Consider the following 18,179-nt stretch of genomic DNA (forward strand, 5'->3'; position numbering starts at 1 on the left):
CGGCTCGCCAGAGGCCGCCGACAAGCTTCAAGTTCTTATGCGCCCGCAGTCGGCGCATCGAAGAGCCCAAAGACCGCTTATTGGTACAGCGGCGTCAGTCAAAAACGAGGCGTGAGGTGAATTTCAAGTCTCGCGTCACCGCGCACTACGGTCATAAGAACGAACTTGTTTGGCTCTACTGCATCAAGAGCGTCATTGAACTCCTTCTGGTTGTTGACTGCCACGTTGGAAACCCGCTCAATAATGTCGCCGACTTTGACACCCGCTTTCTCTGCGGGGAGGGCTGTAACGAGCTGTGTTACGACAAGGCCTTCTTTTGATTTTAAGTTGAACCTCGCAACAAGTTCGTCCGTTATCGGCCCAGTGGTTAGGCCAAAACGACGACGTCGGTAGGGCCATTTATCCAGCTCAAAACACCATTCTTGTGCAACTGAGCTAATAAAGAAGTCCTCGCGTTGAGCTTGGGTCAAACAACGCACAACGCCTGACTTCGCTTCGTCGATCAAAGCTTGAGTATCGGCTGCAGTTCGCCAAATTCGCGCGGTGTGATCTCTCGATCCCGTTACAATCCACCGACCATCGGGGCTGAAAGCAGTGGCGTTCACCTCTTCCTCGTGTCCTTCAAACCGCGCAAGCTCATCGCCGGTGGTTGCACTAAAGACGCGTACTATTCCATCCATGGAACCCGTAGCTATGCGCGACCCGTCCGGGCTGAACGTAGCGCTGTTGACCATAGTTCGATTGTTCTCAATCCGGACTATCTCTTTTCCGTTCTCAGCATCCCAAATTCTCGCCCTCCCATATGAGCCCGGCTCACCCGACCCGACCACCACGCGCCGTCCGTCTGGGCTGAAAGCAATGCTGTCGAAAAGAGTGCCTTCCTCCGCGAATTCACTGACCATTCTTCCTGTTTGAACATCCCAAATACGTACCATATCGTTCTTAGTTGAAAAGATAGCCACGCGCCGACCGTCGGGGCTGGACGCCAGCAACTGGGCGCTATCACGAATCCGAGCTAGTTCTTTGCCGGTTACTAGATCCCATACCCGGACGGTGTCGTCATTTGCGGAATACACCAAATTACGCCCATCCTGGCTTAAGGCAGCGTGTCCAGCAACGTCCTGAAAATTCGCGATTATCTCGTCGCTTCCTACTCCTCGTATCTGCGCTCCGGTTGGGGTGGTGACAAGTAGACGAGCTTCGCCCGAGGGGCTGAAGCCGATCGCAGCTATGCCGCCAGTCGGTACTATGGACCGCGCGATCTCCTCATGGGTATTGGCATCCCATAGATGTGCTGATCGATCCCTGCTTGCGGTAAGCACGCGCTTGCCGTCTGGACTAAATGCGACCCTATGCACGGAGTCGGAATGCCCCCCAAACCGAGCGCTCTCCTTGCGACGGTCTATGTGCCACACACGTGCCGTACCGTCAGACGATGCAGTCACCAATCGCCCAATTCCCAGGAATGCAGCATCCAACACGCGGCCTGTATGCCCGACAAGTCGGGCGATCTCTCGACCGCTGGACGTATCCCAAACCCGCGCCGTGAGATCATTTGAAACGGTTACAACCCGTTGGCCATCGCGGCTGAAAACCGCGCGCCGAACGTATTCACTGTGACCGACTAATTTCGCGACCATGTCGCCAGTGCGCATATCAATTACTTGAACTACCCTATCATCCTTCGTCCGTGCTACCACCCACCTCCTATCTGCACCCAAAGAACTTATGACGCTTCCAGTAAGCACAACGGGTCGACGGAGAATTTCGCCGTCTCTGAAAACTCCCGTCGAGCCATCTTCGAACCATACGACGATCTCCACCTGGTCCAGGAACATAGCTCCACTAACGCTAGCGGCACGCGCGCTCGCGATGTGATCCCCAGTCTCCACGGACCACACATGAACCGAGTCGTCTGAGATAGTGACTACACGCCGGCTGTCGGCGCTGAAAGCGGCTCCGTTCAACACGGCCTGATAGCCAGCCAAGTGAGCAACCTGGCCACCAGTTGCCACATCCCAAATTCGAGTCGGGCCGTCCTTCGAAACTGTTATTACTCGACGACCATCAGGGCTAAAAAAAGCACCTCGTTCTGCTCGACCAAGGCGAGCTAGTTCATGGCCGTTCTCGATGTCTATGAGGCGAGCTGTCGAGTCCGGAGCTACGACCAGGATGCGTTTGCCGTCGACCGCGATATAAGATGGAAGATCGGACCAGTTTGCATGAAAACTATTTTTAAGTTGAATGGCGCGCGTTTGGCTTTCCGCACCCCACAGCTGCAAGCTCTGGTCATCCGAGCTCGTGAGAATTCTACCGCCAGCTTGATCGGTAGTCGCGAACCATACGCCACCATTGTGAGGAAGAAGAATGCGTTCCCTGTTCTCCTGCAAAGCAGTCGCCAGAGCCAATTCTGCCTGTGCCACATAGGGTCGGTCAAGACCAGCAGCCCGGTCCGGCAATCCCTCGAGAGCAAGAAGAATTGCCGTTGTTCCATCCCCCTCTCTCGTTTTCTGATTTGCGAGATCCGCTAAAAACAGTGATTGTGTCACCTGGGATTTTCTGAGCTCAGTATCCGCTCTATCACGTTCACTTAAGGCCACCGCCTTAGCCTTATCCGCCATCGCCAGCAATTTATTGGCGCTGTCACGCGCCTCGTTCGCTAGATCACGTTGACCTAATGCCTCGTACCACTGCCAGATTGCAGCCCCGGCAAGAGTTGCCATAAGGATTGCCGCGGCCCTAGCGATATATGTCCGTCGTTTTTGAGTTAGCTCGGCGTCAACCTCGGCTTTAACGCACTCGTTGAAAAAATCGCGCTCAATTTCTGTAAGTTCATCATCAGTTCGGTCGAGAAATTCTCGGAACCGACCGAGAGTGAAGCCTCGCCACAGCAAATCTGATCTCTTGCTGTTGGTTCTCCACTCAATTGCAGCATCCGTAACCTGCCGGCGAAATCGCTCGTCTTCACGTTGCCTTGGGCCCAGCCAAACGCGAAATTTGTCCCAACGAGTGATAAGCGCTTCATGCGTTACCTCCGCCAACACTTCGTTACCCTGGCCCTCCAAGGTCACTAAGCGCTTGCTCGGTTGCGTAAACGTCCGCAAGACCGAGAGCACATCACCTACGCTTTCACCGTGGGAAACTATCGTGTGAAGCTCTACACGACGGCGCGTGTCACCAACGCCCTCGCCAAGGCGAACCATGCGCCGAAAGGCACGTCGAGCTATTTTCTTGTGCGGCTCGGATAGCGACTCGTACGAACTGTCCGCTTCCTGCGCTAGGGCGCCACCGACCCCGCCGAGCTCTCGATAAGTCTCGCTGGGATCCCTTCCTTCAAGCGCCGCATTCCAGATGCGTTGCAGGGCAAACTGAAGCAGCGGCAATGCGCCTTCGCGCCCAATCGTGTCGCGAATCAACAACTCTACGAATGCCGCGTCTAGAGGTCGTCCAGCACGTGCCGCTGGCGTAGCAATCGCCTCACGCAACTCACTTTCATCCATCGCCGGAATGATAACACCGCTCTCGGTGACTATCTTATTCAGATCGGAGTGCCTCTGCGTGCTACCAATAAAGTCCGTCCTTAACGTAAGTATTACGGATACTTCGCCGCCCGAGTGCGTCGAGGCGTGCATCAGATTCTTAATGTAAGTGTCTTGTTCTAATGGGTCGCCACAAAGCGTATAAATCTCCTCGAATTGATCAACTACTATAACGAGGCTCTGCCGACTGGACCCAACTACGTATCGCGCCAGCCTACGTAGACCCTCATGTGCAGGCCCCGTGGTGCGCCGCAACTCCGCCTCAAATTCAGCTGCCTTCGCGACCGGAGCCGGATCATCAGTTGCGACTCGCGCCAGAATACGTGCCAGCGACTCTATCGGATGCGCGGTAGGCGTGACGACCACAACCCGGGCATCTTGAAGCGCGCCCAACGGGTGGCGGGCGAACGCCGGCACCAGGCCGGCACGTACGAGAGACGATTTTCCGCAACCAGAGGGCCCAAGAACGGGAAGGATTAGCGGCACGCCTTCCCGAAGAGCAGATGACCGAGCTCTGCAGAACGCATCCCGCAACCTTCCAATCTGCTTTTCGCGCCCAAAGAATTGATCGGCATCCTCCTCGAAAAAGGCAGCTAGACCACGATACGGATTACGGTCGAATGTCCCAAGTCCACCAGCGGTGGGCTCCTCAAGATCACTGGAACGGCTTATGCCCGTGCCGAGATAGACAGTGACGCTATTCCCGTGCCCCGAGATTATCACCGAGTCGGTCGCAGAGCCCGCAACTGTTATCGATGCCGCTCCTGTCATGATATTGAAGTTCCTCTATGACCTGGCTACCCTATCGTCGAAGCATTCCTATCAACAACCAAATTTAGAGTCGGATATTAGCTAGCGTGGTCGATCCGGTAGCTTACACAGACCTCGGCCACAGATTGGCTACGGGAGGGCGATCCGGATCAAGAGACCATGTTCGTCATTTTTGAAGCAGAAGGTTCAGCCACGCGTCAGTTACGTTCGGGAGCAAATCGCGTCTTCCCCAAGACTTAGAGTATTTGGCTCGCAATTGCCGTTCAGCTATCTTCTTCTGTGAGCTAATGCACCTAAGCGACTGTCCGCCCAGTGAAGGTGGAAGCGCCGCTCTGCAAATGGATCGTAGGCGGAAGCTCAAAGAATGCGATTTCACGATCAGCTGTAAAACTCAAACGCTGGTTTAGGTTTTAAAGTTCTGATCGTCTGTACTCAGGCTGCCACGTGACGCCACTGCTCTTTGTCATTACGATTGGAAGCGGAGTTATGATTCCGGCCAGTCGTATGGCACAAGGGCTGCATTTCCTCGCCACTCTTGTACAATAGCGTCTTCGAACCAGACATCCTTGAGGTGTGCGTGGTCCAGGACAATCAACTGGAAGCCCGAGCCTATTTCATCACATGCTACAGACATTAGCTTAAATAGCGATTGGACTGCCGTGCGATCATCGTCCTTTTCGATCTCATCGAGCCCGCCTTCCACACTATCAGGAGGGTAATATGCTTGCGTCGGCTGATCAAAGATTAGAAATGCTGGTACTGGCCGATCCTTCTTCCTTAACCACCAGTGTAGCGCAAGATGGCTGAGTACGTGATAGCCAACCCAATTTTCGCCGCTTCCCATACGATTCAACGGAATTGGGCCGTCGACGGTATTCGCCACGACTGTAAGTTTTTTCAAATCAAGACGCAGCGAGCTTCCGCTATGCTCCAGATCGAGCATATCGGAGTATTCCGTCATTTTCTTGCTGATAAAGCTCAAGATAGTTTCGAGCCGAGATTCCATATCGTCAGAATTAATACGTGATCGAACAGTCTCGATCATCGCCTTCAACTCGAGAATCTGCCCAGCCAAGCCGTCGTCGTCTACCTTGGGCTCTACCGACTCCAAAAACTCTGACAGACGTCCAAGAAACCGCCCCCGCTCAAGGAGCATGTCTTGACGCCCTTTGACTGATTCATCTTCGAGGATGGAACGATGAAGCTCTCTCTGAACCGTTCGCAAGTTTGAACTTGCTGAACCGATGCGCGCTTCTAATTCACTTATGTGTCTCTGGATGTGGGGGTTGTCCCGATAGACGCCCTCCAATTGCTCACAAATTTTTCGCAACGAGTCTTTGACTTCTTCGGCCTTCGGAACAGGGATCTCCAAATGGGATTCACATAAAGGACATTGATCGGGCGTTGGCACTTCGCCTTTGAATAGTTCAATGCTTTTTAACCTTGCTCTTTGTTCCGATGCCTCGCGCGAGAAGTCTGTCTGATCAGAGAGGAATGTGCGAGCTGAGCGGACATCTTGATTCAGCTCAGCTAGTCGGCCTTGCAACGTCGTTTGATCGTCGCGCAGCCGTTGGATCGTCTCTCCAAAGTCCGGAAGCAGGTCGGGCTCATCAATCGGTGTCTCTAAAACCTTAGCAAGGAAGGAGAATGCCGAATCGTCTACAGCCTGATATTCCTGCGGAACAAGGCCAACTTTTTTGCCTTCGTTGATAACCCTTGTCACACGCGATTTGCTAAGCTCGACGACCTGAATTGTCTTAGACTGCTGAGATTCGATAACTCTCAGCCTTTTGTTCAGCTCGTCTAATTCTCCAATCAACTTGAAATGGTTCTCGTCCGCCGCACCCAGGAAGTAGGGGAGGGTGTCTTTTAAGGCTTGGGGCAAGAACTGTTCGTTCATTCGATGGAAGAGCTGATCTTGGCTAGCGATCGTGTTCTGCTTTTGAAAGCACAGCCAAAGCGCATGCCCAATATCGGCCTCAAGCGGTAGTCGACTGCCAAAAACGGGCCTGTATTCGTTTTCTTCGATGCCTGAAAAGCGTGTGACAAATTCCTTTAGGCTGCTTTCAGTGATATTTTTGGAGATTTCCTCGATTGAGGGGTACGGAGGAAAGTGCCCGCGCCTAAAAAAGACTTTTGATCCTGTCCCTGAGCCCGGCCCTGGATTATCTCTCGCGATGAATACCGAGTCTCCAGACTTAGTAAGATGCAGCCCGAACCACGCGACTTTCTTTCGTATCGCGCCTTCAGCAACATTGTAGCTTCCGCGACCTAGGCAATAGTCCACGATATCGATAATCGCCGACTTACCTGTTTTCGACTTTCCCGTGATAATATTCAGTCCATGCGATTTAAAGGGGACGATCCGTTGCGCGCCGTGGTGGCTGTAGAGCACGATTGCGCTGATCGAAAAACTCAAGGGCGAACTCCTAACATTGCAGCAATTGATATTTCAGAGCCTGACTTCGCCAGCCACCGTCCCATGAACCTCGCGCGTTCAACAATAACCCTTGTCTCCGCGGTCATTTCCTCAAGCAGGCTCTTGGAAAAGATCGCCCGTTTTGAGCCAGGTAGCAAATTAGATCCTTCGCCCAGTTCCAACGTTTGAGCGGCGAGCCCAAACATGATTGCTTCCTTTACGTAAGGGGTTATGTTCTTAGCTCGCAATGCAAAGCCGATGAGCAGGTCTTCGTTGTCCTGTACCCATGAATACAAAGCTGTAATGGTGGAATGAGGTAGTCTATCCCTACTGTTCCTATGTAGGCTTGTAGCCAGCGCAAGGATCACTATGAACATAGAGGCTCCAGATTTGTTGTGGCGAGAGAACTCCTTTAAAAATTCGTAGGTCAGCGCACACAGAAACGGGGGATTGAAGAGGTTCGCCTCCTCACTCGGACGTTTAGCCCAGCGCGCTAGCTGCTCCATCGCTCTTTTATTCCTCGAAGTGGTGGCTGTAATGCGGATGCCAGCCTATGATCAACCGGTCGGCGAGGTTATGAAAGGATCCAGCCGTAATCCAAGTCTCGACGACGTTCCTGAAATCGACTTGATGCTGTGTCGCCCAAAAAAATACGTTTCGTCCCATGTTTCGCTTGAGATCGTCGTCGACCTTCTCCGCACCGCCACATTCCGCGTCAAAACGGCGCTCCCACTGGTCAATCAGCTTTTGCTCAAACCTCAAGACGTCGCCATCGAGCAAAAGGTTTTCCCTCGCCCAGCGTGAGCGTTGCGCATTCGATTTGTAGTAATCTTGAATTGCTCGACGAATTGGAGACTCATTCAAATGAATAAGTCTCATCTGCTTCACGTAGACTTGATCCTCATCATCCGGATGATACGGTTTTTCTCCGAAATCCGCGGGATCGCTAATTGGCAAACTCTTGGGCCCATACAAACTCGCTAGCTCCTGCGCCTTTATCGCAATGTGCTGCACTGGAATTTCGGCGTTTTCGTCACCAACGAGCCGCTTGCTGATCGCGCTGATCCACCAGCCCTCCAGACCTTGAGCGACCTTGCCAGGAGCAGTGGCAGAAACCAACTGTAGTTCACCCTCAATCTCCGCAAACACGTCATGTAGATTGGGCGAATTGTCGAGAACCGTAATTGTGCTGAGAAGAAATTTGGCTTCGCTGTCAGTCAACGCCAAGAAGGCATCTCGTCCCGGTTTCGATGATTGGTTGATTGATGTTTTAGCCGCTTGCCGAAGTTCATAAAGTGCTTTGTCGCGGTCGTCTTCCGTCGACTCTGGACGCAGCTTTGCCATGGCCGAACCATTTGGGGCCTTCGCTGTTGTAATAAGGAAACGCTTAGTGTCGGAGTTCTTAAATACTCCGGCCTTGAACTGTTCTGTCCAGATGCGAATAGTCTTCCAGATGTCTACGCTTAAATCAGTTAGGTTCTTTCTTCCAATATGATGCTTGGCTTGCATGATACATTGGACGAAGTCCTCATCCTGGAAGGCGACATCATCGAATTTCTCTACCGAAACCTGACTGTTGGGCTTTTTCTTTAGTTCTCGAAGCGACAGCAACAGCCCCAATCGACACTGAAATAAGTATCCTGCTAGCGAGGCCGACGCATCGAATTGGCTGTTGCTCGAATTCAAAGAGTCCCCCCGCTTCCAGGATCGGCGCTTATTTCGCGCACCCATTTAACCTTAAGTAGCAATAGACACGACTTTACGCTGATGTTGCAAGGCCATTTGCCTGGGTCAGCCTCCGACTTTACGCCGATCTGCCACCCTTTCCCCGAGGGTAAAGCGTAGTGCGACCACCGCAGAAGTGTGGGTCTGTGGGTCTCACTTTCGTCATCTAAAAAGTACCGAAAACTGAGTTGGACCCCGTTTTCTGGATCAGCAACAACAGAGTTGTCTTTAAGGCCAATGATCAGGACGCCCTGATTTTCGATCAGGGGGCAGGCGTGAAGCTCGTCGCTTATTATCGCGTATCGACAGCGCGCCAAGGTAAGTCGGGCCTGGGGCTTGCTGCTCAGCACCGCAAGATCTCTGAGTTCGTGTCTGGTGCTGGTACGCTGATCGCCGAATTCAGTGACGTTCAGTCCGGCCGCGACGATGCTCGTATAGAGCTTCAGAAGGCCATCCAGCTGGCCAAGCGCGAGAACGCCAAGATCGTCATTGCTCGACTTGACCGTTTCTCCCGTCGCGTCAGCTTCATCGCAAACATTCTTGAGCAGGGCATCGGCTTAGTCTGCGCTGAAATGCCCAACGCGACTGACTTCCAGCTGCACATCTTCGCCGCGCTAGCGCAGGAAGAACGCCGACTGATTTCCGAACGAACGAAGACAGCATTGGCAGAGGCGAAACGTCGAGGCAAGATTCTCGGATCAAACGGAAGGAACTTGGCCGCTAGGAATCGCAGGGCTGCTGACGAATTTGCATTTCAGCTCAGGCGAAAACTGAATGCGGATATATTGCAGCGTTCTTACAGTGAGATTGCGCGGCACTTGAACGACGCGGGAATTACTACTGTAACTGGTCGGAAGTTTTATCCGCAAACGGTCAAGAATTATCTCAAGCGCGTATGGGACCGATGACAAACGAGCTTACGCTATGGCGGTCCGACCGTTAGTTTGACTGCAATAGGAGCTTCGCCCGCTTTGGCCAGCTTTACTCTAAAAATCTGAAAGGCCTCCATTATTCTCTGAACGTAATTGCGCGTTTCCGAAAACGGAATACTTTCGATCCAATCAACGACGTCTACGGCGGGGTCTCTGGGATCACCATTCAGCTCGACCCATTTTTTGACGGATCCCTTTCCAGCATTGTACGCAGCAATAGCCATGATGTACGAACCTCGATAGTCTTCGAGCAAAGCTCCTAGCTCCGCTGCTCCCAACTGAACATTGTAGGACGTATCCACCAACAGCCGCTTCTCTTCGAACGTGAACCCATATCGTTTAGAAATCCACTTTCCAGCCTCAGGGGTGACCTGCATAAGTCCCATCGCTTTTGACGGCGAGACGAGGTCGGCGGAAAATCCCGATTCTTGGCGTATGATGCTCGATATCAGGGCCATCTCAACCTCTGGCCCCAAGAAACGGAACTCCGGCACCCCAATTCTAGGATAAGCGTATTCAAGAGCTGGGATGCCGCGGGCCACCGCGTTCTTTCCAAGCTCGAGCACAAGGTTCGCATCGTTGTTCAAATTGGCTATCTCAGCAAACAACACTGTCTGAGTGACATCAAACGTATCGACAATACCCAGAACGAACTTCTGTGCGAGAGAGCGATATCCGACGGAATACAATAGGCAAACGGCTTGTACGAAGTCGGAATCAGCAGCCTCCCTGATGTCGTCAAGCGAGATCTCAGGCAAGCCTAGGATTGCAATTTTGTCTTGTCCCAGATGGAGCGACGCAAGTTGGCCGTAGAACGTGGCGCTTTCCTTAGCAGCCTTCGCGTAAAAGAAGTTCGCCTCGGCAAAGTTGCCGGACAATTCGTAAGCACGTCCGAGCCAGTAGTATCCTCGCGACACAAAAACCGGAGCTTTGCCGATCCGCGCCAGCTCTTCGAAGTAAACCTTGCTCGTCTCGCTCGATTTCAGAAACCTGAGCGCAATCCAACCGGCGGTAAACAGCTGTTCAGCGCGATACGTATCTGAGGTCGGCTTTGCGAGCCTAACTATTCTGTAGGCCCTCTCGTACTCTTGCTTCTCAAGCAACTTACGTGCAAGCAAGCGCCTTTCAATCCACCATTCGTCAATCGTGTTGGTGACGGCGACAGATGCCGGTGGTATGTGAAGAAGCAAATCAGCGGCTTCCAAATACTTGTCATCGCGACGAAGTATCTGCAACTTGCTAAATACGGCACCGAGATCTTCGCTCTTTTGGAGCCGTTCGTCCTTGCTCAGCAATCGCACGTCGGGCGAGTTTTTGCTTATCGCGATACGCGCGCTCGCAAGAAATAGATCCTCACCACCAAGCCTTTTAGCAGCTCTCAGGGCAATATCGTATTCACGCCGATATATAGCCGAGTTTATGCGGGCACGCTCAGTCGACGTATCAATGAATGATTTGAATTCGTTCAGGACGACGCTCTCTGTCGCCTCAGAGAACAATCCGTTCTCCCAAGCATCAGCGATAAGCTCCTGCGCGCCGATACGATCTTCCTCAATCAACAATTGCCTGGCTAACGCCAACTTCCCAACGAATCCTACGGGCATGGAACGATGCAAGAACTCCTTGGTCGCATCGTTAGTCAGCCGTTCGGTCCATATGATCGATTCCGCTCGTCTCTTGAAGAAGTTTTTCCGCGGCCACGATGGATTCGCTAGCAGGAAGCCGTTTAGGCGGTCGAAGGATATCGTTGTGTCATCTTCGCCACTCATAATAGCCCATTCGACCAAGCGTTGAACGAGCGGACTCGCCGACATTCGCGCCGACGCAGAGGCCTGGTCTATGTTTCCTTCGCGGATGAGTTCGAACGCCTTCTGTAGATCGTCACGCGCACCATCTTTCGGCCGAAGACGGGATACAAACTCAACTATTGAAGCTCGGTTCTTCCGTATCAATTCCTCCTCGTTGAGATCCTCCCCTTTGCTTGCTAGAGGGGTAACACGCAGTCTATTTTTTGCCTCAGTCGGAACGAAATCAGATTTCTCTCGGCGCCTTAGAAAGAAGAACTCGCCGGCATTGTCATTTATCCTGGACACATATTTTTGCGGGCTCATACTTATCTTTTCCGTTATCTCGGCACGCTTCATATCGAGATAGCGGCTCACTCGCGTCATTATTTCACTGAGCGAGATGATTGGGTCATCGCTAGTACTTCCCTCTCCGCGGGCGGCCTCCAAAAATGCTTTGGTGAAAAGGCTCTCGCCTCCCAGGATGAAGCTCTTCTCTCCTTCCGTGCCTGCCGTAACGATATGGTGCCCAGGCTGCATCAGACGTTCGAGGGTCTTTTCTTGAGCGTCAGATTTGGGTTCGAACGCAGCCAAACCGCTGAAACAAGCATCAATGAAAAACAGGGAGTGCCGTGCACCAGCAACGTTTTCAGTCCACTGTTTGATGCGAGGCATGTCTATGGTTTCTGACCAATTGCCCGCTTCTGCGTCTTTAAGGGCTAGATAGCCTCGCTTCGTCAGCGATAAGGTGCGGGTGAGACCGTGACCTGAAAAATAGAAAAGAAACCGATCGTTGGGACCGAGTAGGCTTGGGATCTCACGATCCATTAGGTCTTCGATACGAGCCTTTGTCGCTTTTTCATCGGTCAGTGTTACAACATAATCGAACGACGCTTCATCTCGGAGAAAGTCTCTTACCTTCAATGCATCTGCTGCTGGGGCCGAAAGCTTCGGAAGTGTTTGGTATTGTCCGATCCCGACAACCAGGGCATAACTTTTGGAAAATGACGAGCCACCTAGGAGTTTCTGTATCGTTGAACTCGAGAAGAATCCCGGCGTCTTGCGCAAGTATATCTCGTCCGTTCCGGCTCTCACTTGTTGACAATGAAGGCATTGGACAATCAAGAGCGCAGAGCAAAGTAGCAGCGCTCGTCCGGCCAAAGATAAAGACCCAAAGAACGATTTGTCAGTCGTCATGGGTTTGACCGCTTCTCCTTGCCCAACAACTCTGCCTGTCGATCAAATATCACTTTCCAGAAGAAGCCGTTTTGGAACGAAACCAGCAAGATCATTAGTTCGGCTGTTCCGATGCCCTTCATGCTTTGCAAAGATTCCTGATATGAAGAAAGCAATGGGATGAATATTATCGGCGAAGCGAGCGCTGCCTTCAGGCCTGATGGTGTCTGGGCGGGCAGATCGGTGAAATAGAACGATTGAGCGACAATCCCGGCGATCATGGAACCATACATCAAAATGATCATGAGCCACGGCGTGGAAGTCGTATCGAAGCCTTTCGATTCTATACCTGAGGGAGCGAGCATATCGTAAGTGACCCAAGCAGCCACACAACTTAACACTAGAGCGCATGCTATGAGAGAATAGGTGCCACTCGTTCTTTGGCGCCTAAATTCAAAAAGGAGGACGACCAATAGCATGGCCGAAGACGAACCGATGAAAAGAAGAACCCAGATTGGCATCGTCGTCTCTTTTGTTCGAGTGTAAACTTTAGCGCGGCGGCGCGGTGCCAGGCGGGGGCGGCGGCAGCGAGGCCTGGCCACCGTTGAGCAGCGTCGTGATGTTGCGGACCGTGACGCGTCGGTTGATCGCGCTCGGCCGGGCAGTCTGTTCTTTCATGTACTGTGGGCCGTAACCTTGCGTGACTAAGTTTTCCGCCGGTACGCCGAACTGCTGGGTTAGTAGCGTTGCAGTCGCTTCGGCGCGGCGGTCCGACAGCGATAGATTATCGATGTCGTTGCCAACAGCGTCGGTGTGCCCCTCGATCAGGAACACCGCGCGCGGGTTGGCCTGGATCGCACGGTTGAGACCGTCGGCGATCGCCTGCAGCTTCGCCGCCTGGTCCGGTGGGATGGTCCACGATCCCGTCTCGAAGTTGATCGTGTTGAGGTCGATGCTCGGCATTTGCATGCGAACATTGGGGCTGTAGCGGATCTCGTCGAGCGTATAGCGACGATCGACCCGTTGCACCGGCGGCGCCACCATGGTCTCGTAGATCACGTCCGGCGACGCCTCCGCCGAATCGACGATGTAGCGATCGTATGGAATCCTAACGACCGGCGGCGGCGCGTCTACATAGAACCCGCCGATCGACTGCGGATCGCGATAGCTGTTGTCGATGATGATGATCTCGCGTCCGCTCTGGTCTCTGCGGATTCGACGCAGCAACAGACCGTCCGGACCGACGACGGTGATGATCTGGCTGCCGTCGGGACGAACCACGACGGTACGGGTATCGCCGCCTACAGTGTTGGTGCGGATGTCGCGGGCGCCGTAGCGGAAACGATAAAGATCGTTGCCGCGGACGTAGGCCTGCCCGCCCGGATCGCGGATGATGATGCGATCCGGCTCGGTGTAGACGGTGCGGCCGCCTTCGACGCTCTCGCGTCGCTGGTTGCGGAGATCGGCGATGGTTGCGCCGCTTGCCGCCACCACGCCCACACCGATCGGGAGCGGCGTTAGGTCATGCAGCGGCGGACGCGGCGGTGCTGGCAATGGTGTAACCACCTTAGGCGCGACCAGGAATGCCATTGCGGTTTTCGGCGTCAAACGCTCGTTCTTCACGATCGGTGAGGCTAGGTCCAGGTCGCGCGATGGCTGGGTAGGAATTGGATCTACCTGCCGCGCAGCGGCACTGCCGTCGCCTTTAGGCTGCAACAGCGATGATGAGGATTGAGTATTCGTAACCGGGAGCACCAATTTTGGAGAAAAGAAGAACGCGCCATTTCCTGCTTGCAGATTCCGAATCTGAGGAGTGAGTGTCCTCGAGTACCGGATCGCACTTTGTTCAACTGCGATGCGGTCCTGGATGTAACCGATAAGCGAGTAGAGCGTCACGAATCCAAACGACTGGGGAGCTTCGCCTGATACCCCTCTAATGAATGAATCTGTAAACAGGCTGCCTCTCCATCGATCACTTGAGATTACAGTCTCCGTCGCAGTTCCGGCCGTGATGAGTTGGTGCGCAGACTGCGCCAGTTGCTCGCGTCGAACCTCGCGCGCGTCCTTTGTCTGAATGCCCGCGAGGCCACTCAGGCACGCATCTAGAACGAACAACGCATGCTGCGCCTGAAGGTAGCCATCCCAGCGAGTGATATCATCCATGGTCACCATGCTTGACCATTGCCTGAGAGGTGAAGTGGCAATCGGAAGGAAGCCGAAGGTTCGCTGCCCTACGGTCATCTGATCACCATGACCTGACCAGTAGAAGAGAAAGCGATCTGTGGAACGAACGACCTTTGGCACTACATCAGTCATAAGCTGATCAATGCGCTGTTTCGTGGCCTTTTCATCCGTAAGCACGTAGATCGTATCGAACCCCACTACCTCCCTTAGGAATTCGATCATCTTATCAGCATCGTACTTGGCGCTTCCTAATTTGGGATAGCCTCCGGCTGCCTCACCCATGTATTCGCTAACGCCTATGATCACTGCGATACTGGCGCCGGAAGAAAATGGATTTCCGGCAGCTTTACTCCATGTTCGGTCCGAATTTGAATTCTTGATGACTTCGTCACGACCACTCGCCCACCCCGGATTCGCGAGAGATGCCAGGCAAGCTACGAGTACAGCACTCTTCAACATTCTACTGATCGACAGCCTACTTCGGTCGACAATCGCCCAATTCTCACTCTGACTGCATCGTAAGAGCTGCTGCTTAAGCATTATGTGGCTTTAGCCTCTTCGGCTTTGTCGAACTCAAAGACAGCTTCTAATGTTGTGGTTGTATGTTCAATCGCGTCAATCTACGCGCACGGTGTTAGATTGCAATAATTGATTGGAGCTCATGCTTCCCCCGGTCAGCCAGTTGAACCATCTGTTTGACTATGGAGCTTGTTGCGGTTTCGTTTCAGATCCGCTTCCAGCACACCGCTTCGTTGAGCGAGGACTAAAGGATCATTCGGTTGACGGCCGATCCTTGCGCAGATCAGGGATACGAACTTCGGAAATACTCTGTTTCGCTACGATGAAGAGCGAGAATGTGCGTCAAAAGCAAAATGCACTTCGGCGCATAGCAGTGCTTATCGGATAAGCAAAGGGGCCGGACTGACCTGCAACAGAAAGAACGACCCACGCCGCAAAGGAAACGGTGCGACGAGATTCCGCGCACAAGTCGGGAATCTCGTCAATCGATCCGATTGATATCAGCCGACCATTTTGTTAGGCGGCTCTAGCTCAGTCGGTTTCTTCGGACTGACATCGATCATGTTGTGATCGCCGCGTACCCGAGAGAAGATACTTTCTGCGCCATTTTCAAAAACTCGCATTGCTCTGTCGAGCAGACGCTCGATCTTGGGCGGCGGTTCGCCTCCGTAGAAAAGATAAATGGCCAGCGTTGTAAGGAAGCAAAAGGCGATAAGGCCCGCTACGATTCCAACGACATGTGCAACTGGCTCAAGCATTGCGCCCTCCCGCGCCCTCTTGGTGCAAGCATGGGCCTGGCTGCCTAACAAATTGGTTAACGCGCGTTAGGGATTGTGGCGAGAGGGGATTACCAAACATGTCAGCTCCGACAGTTTGGCTTCTTTGGCGGGAGAGTGTTCCTGATACGTCAAGGCACACCAAACCCGGCTCGGAAGCCAGAAGTTTGAAGTGCTTGACGGCGCTCGTCCCCTCAAAACCGTAAGCGGATGAATAGTTTAGTGCCGGGACACCTTTCCGCGGACCTCGCGGCGGCAAGTCTAGACAAGCTTTGCCACAGCGCGTGGCGTGGCAATCGAAGTAGGGGCCGCGCTGAATTCCGCAAGGGGAGTCCTCGCGATTTTGGCTCAAATTGGGGGATGTGTCGGCCATGTCATGTCCTTTTGCCGACAGGACATCATGGCACGGACTAAGGCATCAGATGGGCAGTAGTTAGTTAAATGCGGATTATGTTCGGGCGGATGGGGGGCAACTCGTAAATGATGTCCCGTTTCTGGAAAAATGCCCGTAAAATCCCGGCTGTTTAGGCCGAGATGTTCTCAACGATCGGGCGGGATCTCCTGACTATGGATAGCAGGGAGGGGCAGAATGAGGCCACCCGGAAGTCCATGGCCTCGTACAGCCTGACCCAGAGGTGCCGGCATTGCTCAAGCTGCCCGGTAGTGGGTTTGAGACCTTCGAGCTGGACAACAACAGGGCTGTCCGGTCGGAGGCGATGACGGTGGAGTTTGGTCGAGCCGTCATCAAAGATGATGACCGCGCCCGACCACGGATGCTCCACCATCTGAAACATCATGGCGTAGCTACTGGATTGTCGGGTCATAGTCTTCTCCGAAGAGTTCGAAGGCGTCCTCAAGCTTCATCCTGGCTAGTGGTAGCGGGCCGTCACCGATCGGCGTCATCTCGACTTTGCAACAGAGCTAGGCGAAATAACTTCCAATGAACCCACTTCCGACCACAGGGGCAGGCGAACAGCATCGCGTCTTCCACATGGAAGGATCGGGCTTCCGGCCGATACCTGGCCAGCTTCTCGTACTCACACTTCGGGCAAACCCTCGCGAGGGGAATCCCGCGGGCATCATTTGCCCCGCGGGAGAGGAGCCCCGAACCACAAGGGCAGGGGCGCGCGTCCTCGATCGCCATGGGCGTTCTCCGCTTTATTGTGAATGAAAAGGCCCTCAATGAGGGCAAGTGTCGTCAAGCACACTGCGAGTCAAAAGCTCTCAACGCGGATTTACGAGCCCGCTCTCCGCGCCAGCGCGCCTAATAGTCGCTGCTCCGTGGGTGGAATCGTACCTGACGGGAAACGTTTCAGATTTGTCGATTAGTAACGAATTGTGCGCTGCTATCTTGTATACTTCAACGGGAAACGGGAGACGCCCATGCAGGTATTGAGGAGCACGTGCAAGAATCCGAATTGCGCTCACGTAGTCGTTCCGGTGAGGCACATGACCGATGGCGGGATCTTAAGCTGTAAGGATCGAAGTCAGCAGTTCACCTGCGAGACCTGCGGTTCGTCTGACAAGGCACAAGTCTGCGAAAGATGTCAGGGGCGACAGTTCGATTTCGAGGCCGTTGACGCTACGGTTAGCTAACTACTGAAGCATCGTCGGCAGAATCACGACCTCGATCTTCTGCTTCAAGATTCGGCTGGCATCGTATGCAATGCCACTCTTCGAGACGCGCGCTTAGAAACCATCGCTGCTTTTGACGATGGAGCGCCAGTCAGGAGTTCGATTACGGAGACTTTACCTGAAGCTTTGACTGTACCACTTTGAATACATCCGTCAGCAATCGGGATTGACCGATAAGCTCATAGGTCTCGCCCTGTGTAAGCGTATTCTCCGCAGCGTGGGATACGGCCTTTGTTGTTTTTCGAAGTCTTTGAAACAACGCCACAACACTTTCTGTGATCATCCCGTGCGATCTTATATACGCGAGCACTTCATTTAGATTCCGATGCGGCTTGTTGTCAGGCAAGAGTGCTCGTATCGCTAATAGCGCAGCTTCGACTTCTTTGAACGATTGCAGTACGGCCAAAGAAGGCGAGGATTTGACTAGTTCCACTGTCGCCTGATCCAAGGGCTTCGTTGAAATCGTCGGAACGATTTGCTCAGCCTGGACCTTCTCCGCTTGATCTCGAGCTTTGTCGATATCATCAGCAAGCTCGATCTGGAGCATCCCGTTCCCAAGTTTCCTTGCTCGCTTGAATATCGAGCGTATTTCCTCTCGAAACATGATTGCGAGAACCGACACGACGATTGGCCAGGCGAGGGAGCCGACCATACCTGAAACGAATGTCTTCCAATCCATGGATGAAAATCACTTGCATGCAGCTGATTGTAACGTGTAG

At 53.3% G+C, this 18,179-nt stretch carries 11 protein-coding genes; 1 reads left to right on the top strand and 10 read right to left on the bottom strand.

The features are described from left to right. Nucleotides 1–98: 98 nt before the first annotated feature. The 4 genes from AC0L3J_RS03535 to AC0L3J_RS03550 all read right to left on the bottom strand — a co-directional run bounded on the left by AC0L3J_RS03535 (nucleotide 99) and on the right by AC0L3J_RS03550 (nucleotide 8,340). A complete protein-coding gene (locus tag AC0L3J_RS03535) occupies nucleotides 99–4,310 on the bottom strand; it encodes an NACHT and WD repeat domain-containing protein (RefSeq protein ID WP_473345956.1) in 4,212 nt (1,403 codons plus the stop codon). Between the two features lie 484 nt (nucleotides 4,311–4,794). Then, nucleotides 4,795–6,729 carry a DUF3732 domain-containing protein gene (locus tag AC0L3J_RS03540; protein ID WP_473345958.1) on the bottom strand — a complete coding sequence of 645 codons (1,935 nt, stop codon included), beginning with the start codon at nucleotides 6,727–6,729 and terminating at the stop codon, nucleotides 4,795–4,797. Continuing rightward, nucleotides 6,726–7,235, bottom strand: coding sequence for a three component ABC system middle component (locus tag AC0L3J_RS03545; protein WP_473345959.1), 510 nt, complete (start codon nucleotides 7,233–7,235; stop codon nucleotides 6,726–6,728). Before AC0L3J_RS03545 ends, AC0L3J_RS03540 begins: the two co-directional genes overlap by 4 nt. A 7-nt stretch (nucleotides 7,236–7,242) precedes the next feature. Next, complete coding sequence (locus tag AC0L3J_RS03550; protein ID WP_473345961.1) at nucleotides 7,243–8,340, bottom strand: ABC-three component system protein; 1,098 nt, start codon at nucleotides 8,338–8,340, stop codon at nucleotides 7,243–7,245. Nucleotides 8,341–8,642: 302 nt separating this feature from the next. Here AC0L3J_RS03550 and AC0L3J_RS03555 point away from each other — a divergent pair, with 302 nt between their 5' ends. Beyond that, on the top strand, nucleotides 8,643–9,362 hold the full coding sequence (locus AC0L3J_RS03555) for a recombinase family protein (protein ID WP_473345963.1): 720 nt from the start codon (nucleotides 8,643–8,645) through the stop codon (nucleotides 9,360–9,362). A 14-nt stretch (nucleotides 9,363–9,376) separates the two neighbouring features. Here AC0L3J_RS03555 and AC0L3J_RS03560 read toward each other — a convergent pair whose 3' ends face one another. The 6 genes from AC0L3J_RS03560 to AC0L3J_RS03585 form a co-directional block, all read right to left on the bottom strand. Next, the gene (locus AC0L3J_RS03560; RefSeq protein ID WP_473345964.1) at nucleotides 9,377–12,238 is read right to left on the bottom strand and encodes a transglycosylase SLT domain-containing protein; all 2,862 of its coding nucleotides are present in this window, start codon (nucleotides 12,236–12,238) and stop codon (nucleotides 9,377–9,379) included. Nucleotides 12,239–12,363: 125 nt separating this feature from the next. After that, nucleotides 12,364–12,867, bottom strand: a complete 504-nt coding sequence (locus AC0L3J_RS03565; RefSeq protein WP_473345966.1) for a hypothetical protein — start codon at nucleotides 12,865–12,867, stop codon at nucleotides 12,364–12,366. Between the two features lie 28 nt (nucleotides 12,868–12,895). After that, complete coding sequence (locus AC0L3J_RS03570; RefSeq protein ID WP_473345968.1) at nucleotides 12,896–14,989, bottom strand: caspase family protein; 2,094 nt, start codon at nucleotides 14,987–14,989, stop codon at nucleotides 12,896–12,898. A 560-nt stretch (nucleotides 14,990–15,549) separates the two neighbouring features. Beyond that, nucleotides 15,550–15,807 carry a hypothetical protein gene (locus AC0L3J_RS03575; RefSeq protein WP_473345970.1) on the bottom strand — a complete coding sequence of 86 codons (258 nt, stop codon included), beginning with the start codon at nucleotides 15,805–15,807 and terminating at the stop codon, nucleotides 15,550–15,552. Nucleotides 15,808–16,349: 542 nt separating this feature from the next. Next, nucleotides 16,350–16,649, bottom strand: a complete 300-nt coding sequence (locus tag AC0L3J_RS03580; RefSeq protein WP_473345972.1) for a hypothetical protein — start codon at nucleotides 16,647–16,649, stop codon at nucleotides 16,350–16,352. Nucleotides 16,650–17,563: 914 nt separating this feature from the next. After that, nucleotides 17,564–18,139, bottom strand: a complete 576-nt coding sequence (locus tag AC0L3J_RS03585; RefSeq protein WP_473345973.1) for a hypothetical protein — start codon at nucleotides 18,137–18,139, stop codon at nucleotides 17,564–17,566. Nucleotides 18,140–18,179: the final 40 nt, after the last annotated feature.

The sequence above is a fragment of the Bradyrhizobium sp. Kon37 genome (genome assembly GCF_055807535.1).

Bases quoted from the DNA above. Each gene is read 5' to 3' on its own strand.
- AC0L3J_RS03535 (WP_473345956.1), bottom strand. From the start codon at position 4,310: ATGACAGGAGCGGCATCGATAACAGTTGCGGGCTCTGCGACCGACTCG.
- AC0L3J_RS03545 (WP_473345959.1), bottom strand. From the start codon at position 7,235: ATGGAGCAGCTAGCGCGCTGGGCTAAACGTCCGAGTGAGGAGGCGAAC.
- AC0L3J_RS03565 (WP_473345966.1), bottom strand. From the start codon at position 12,867: ATGCCAATCTGGGTTCTTCTTTTCATCGGTTCGTCTTCGGCCATGCTA.
- AC0L3J_RS03570 (WP_473345968.1), bottom strand. From the start codon at position 14,989: ATGTTGAAGAGTGCTGTACTCGTAGCTTGCCTGGCATCTCTCGCGAAT.
- AC0L3J_RS03575 (WP_473345970.1), bottom strand. From the start codon at position 15,807: ATGCTTGAGCCAGTTGCACATGTCGTTGGAATCGTAGCGGGCCTTATC.
- AC0L3J_RS03580 (WP_473345972.1), bottom strand. From the start codon at position 16,649: ATGACCCGACAATCCAGTAGCTACGCCATGATGTTTCAGATGGTGGAG.
- AC0L3J_RS03585 (WP_473345973.1), bottom strand. From the start codon at position 18,139: ATGGATTGGAAGACATTCGTTTCAGGTATGGTCGGCTCCCTCGCCTGG.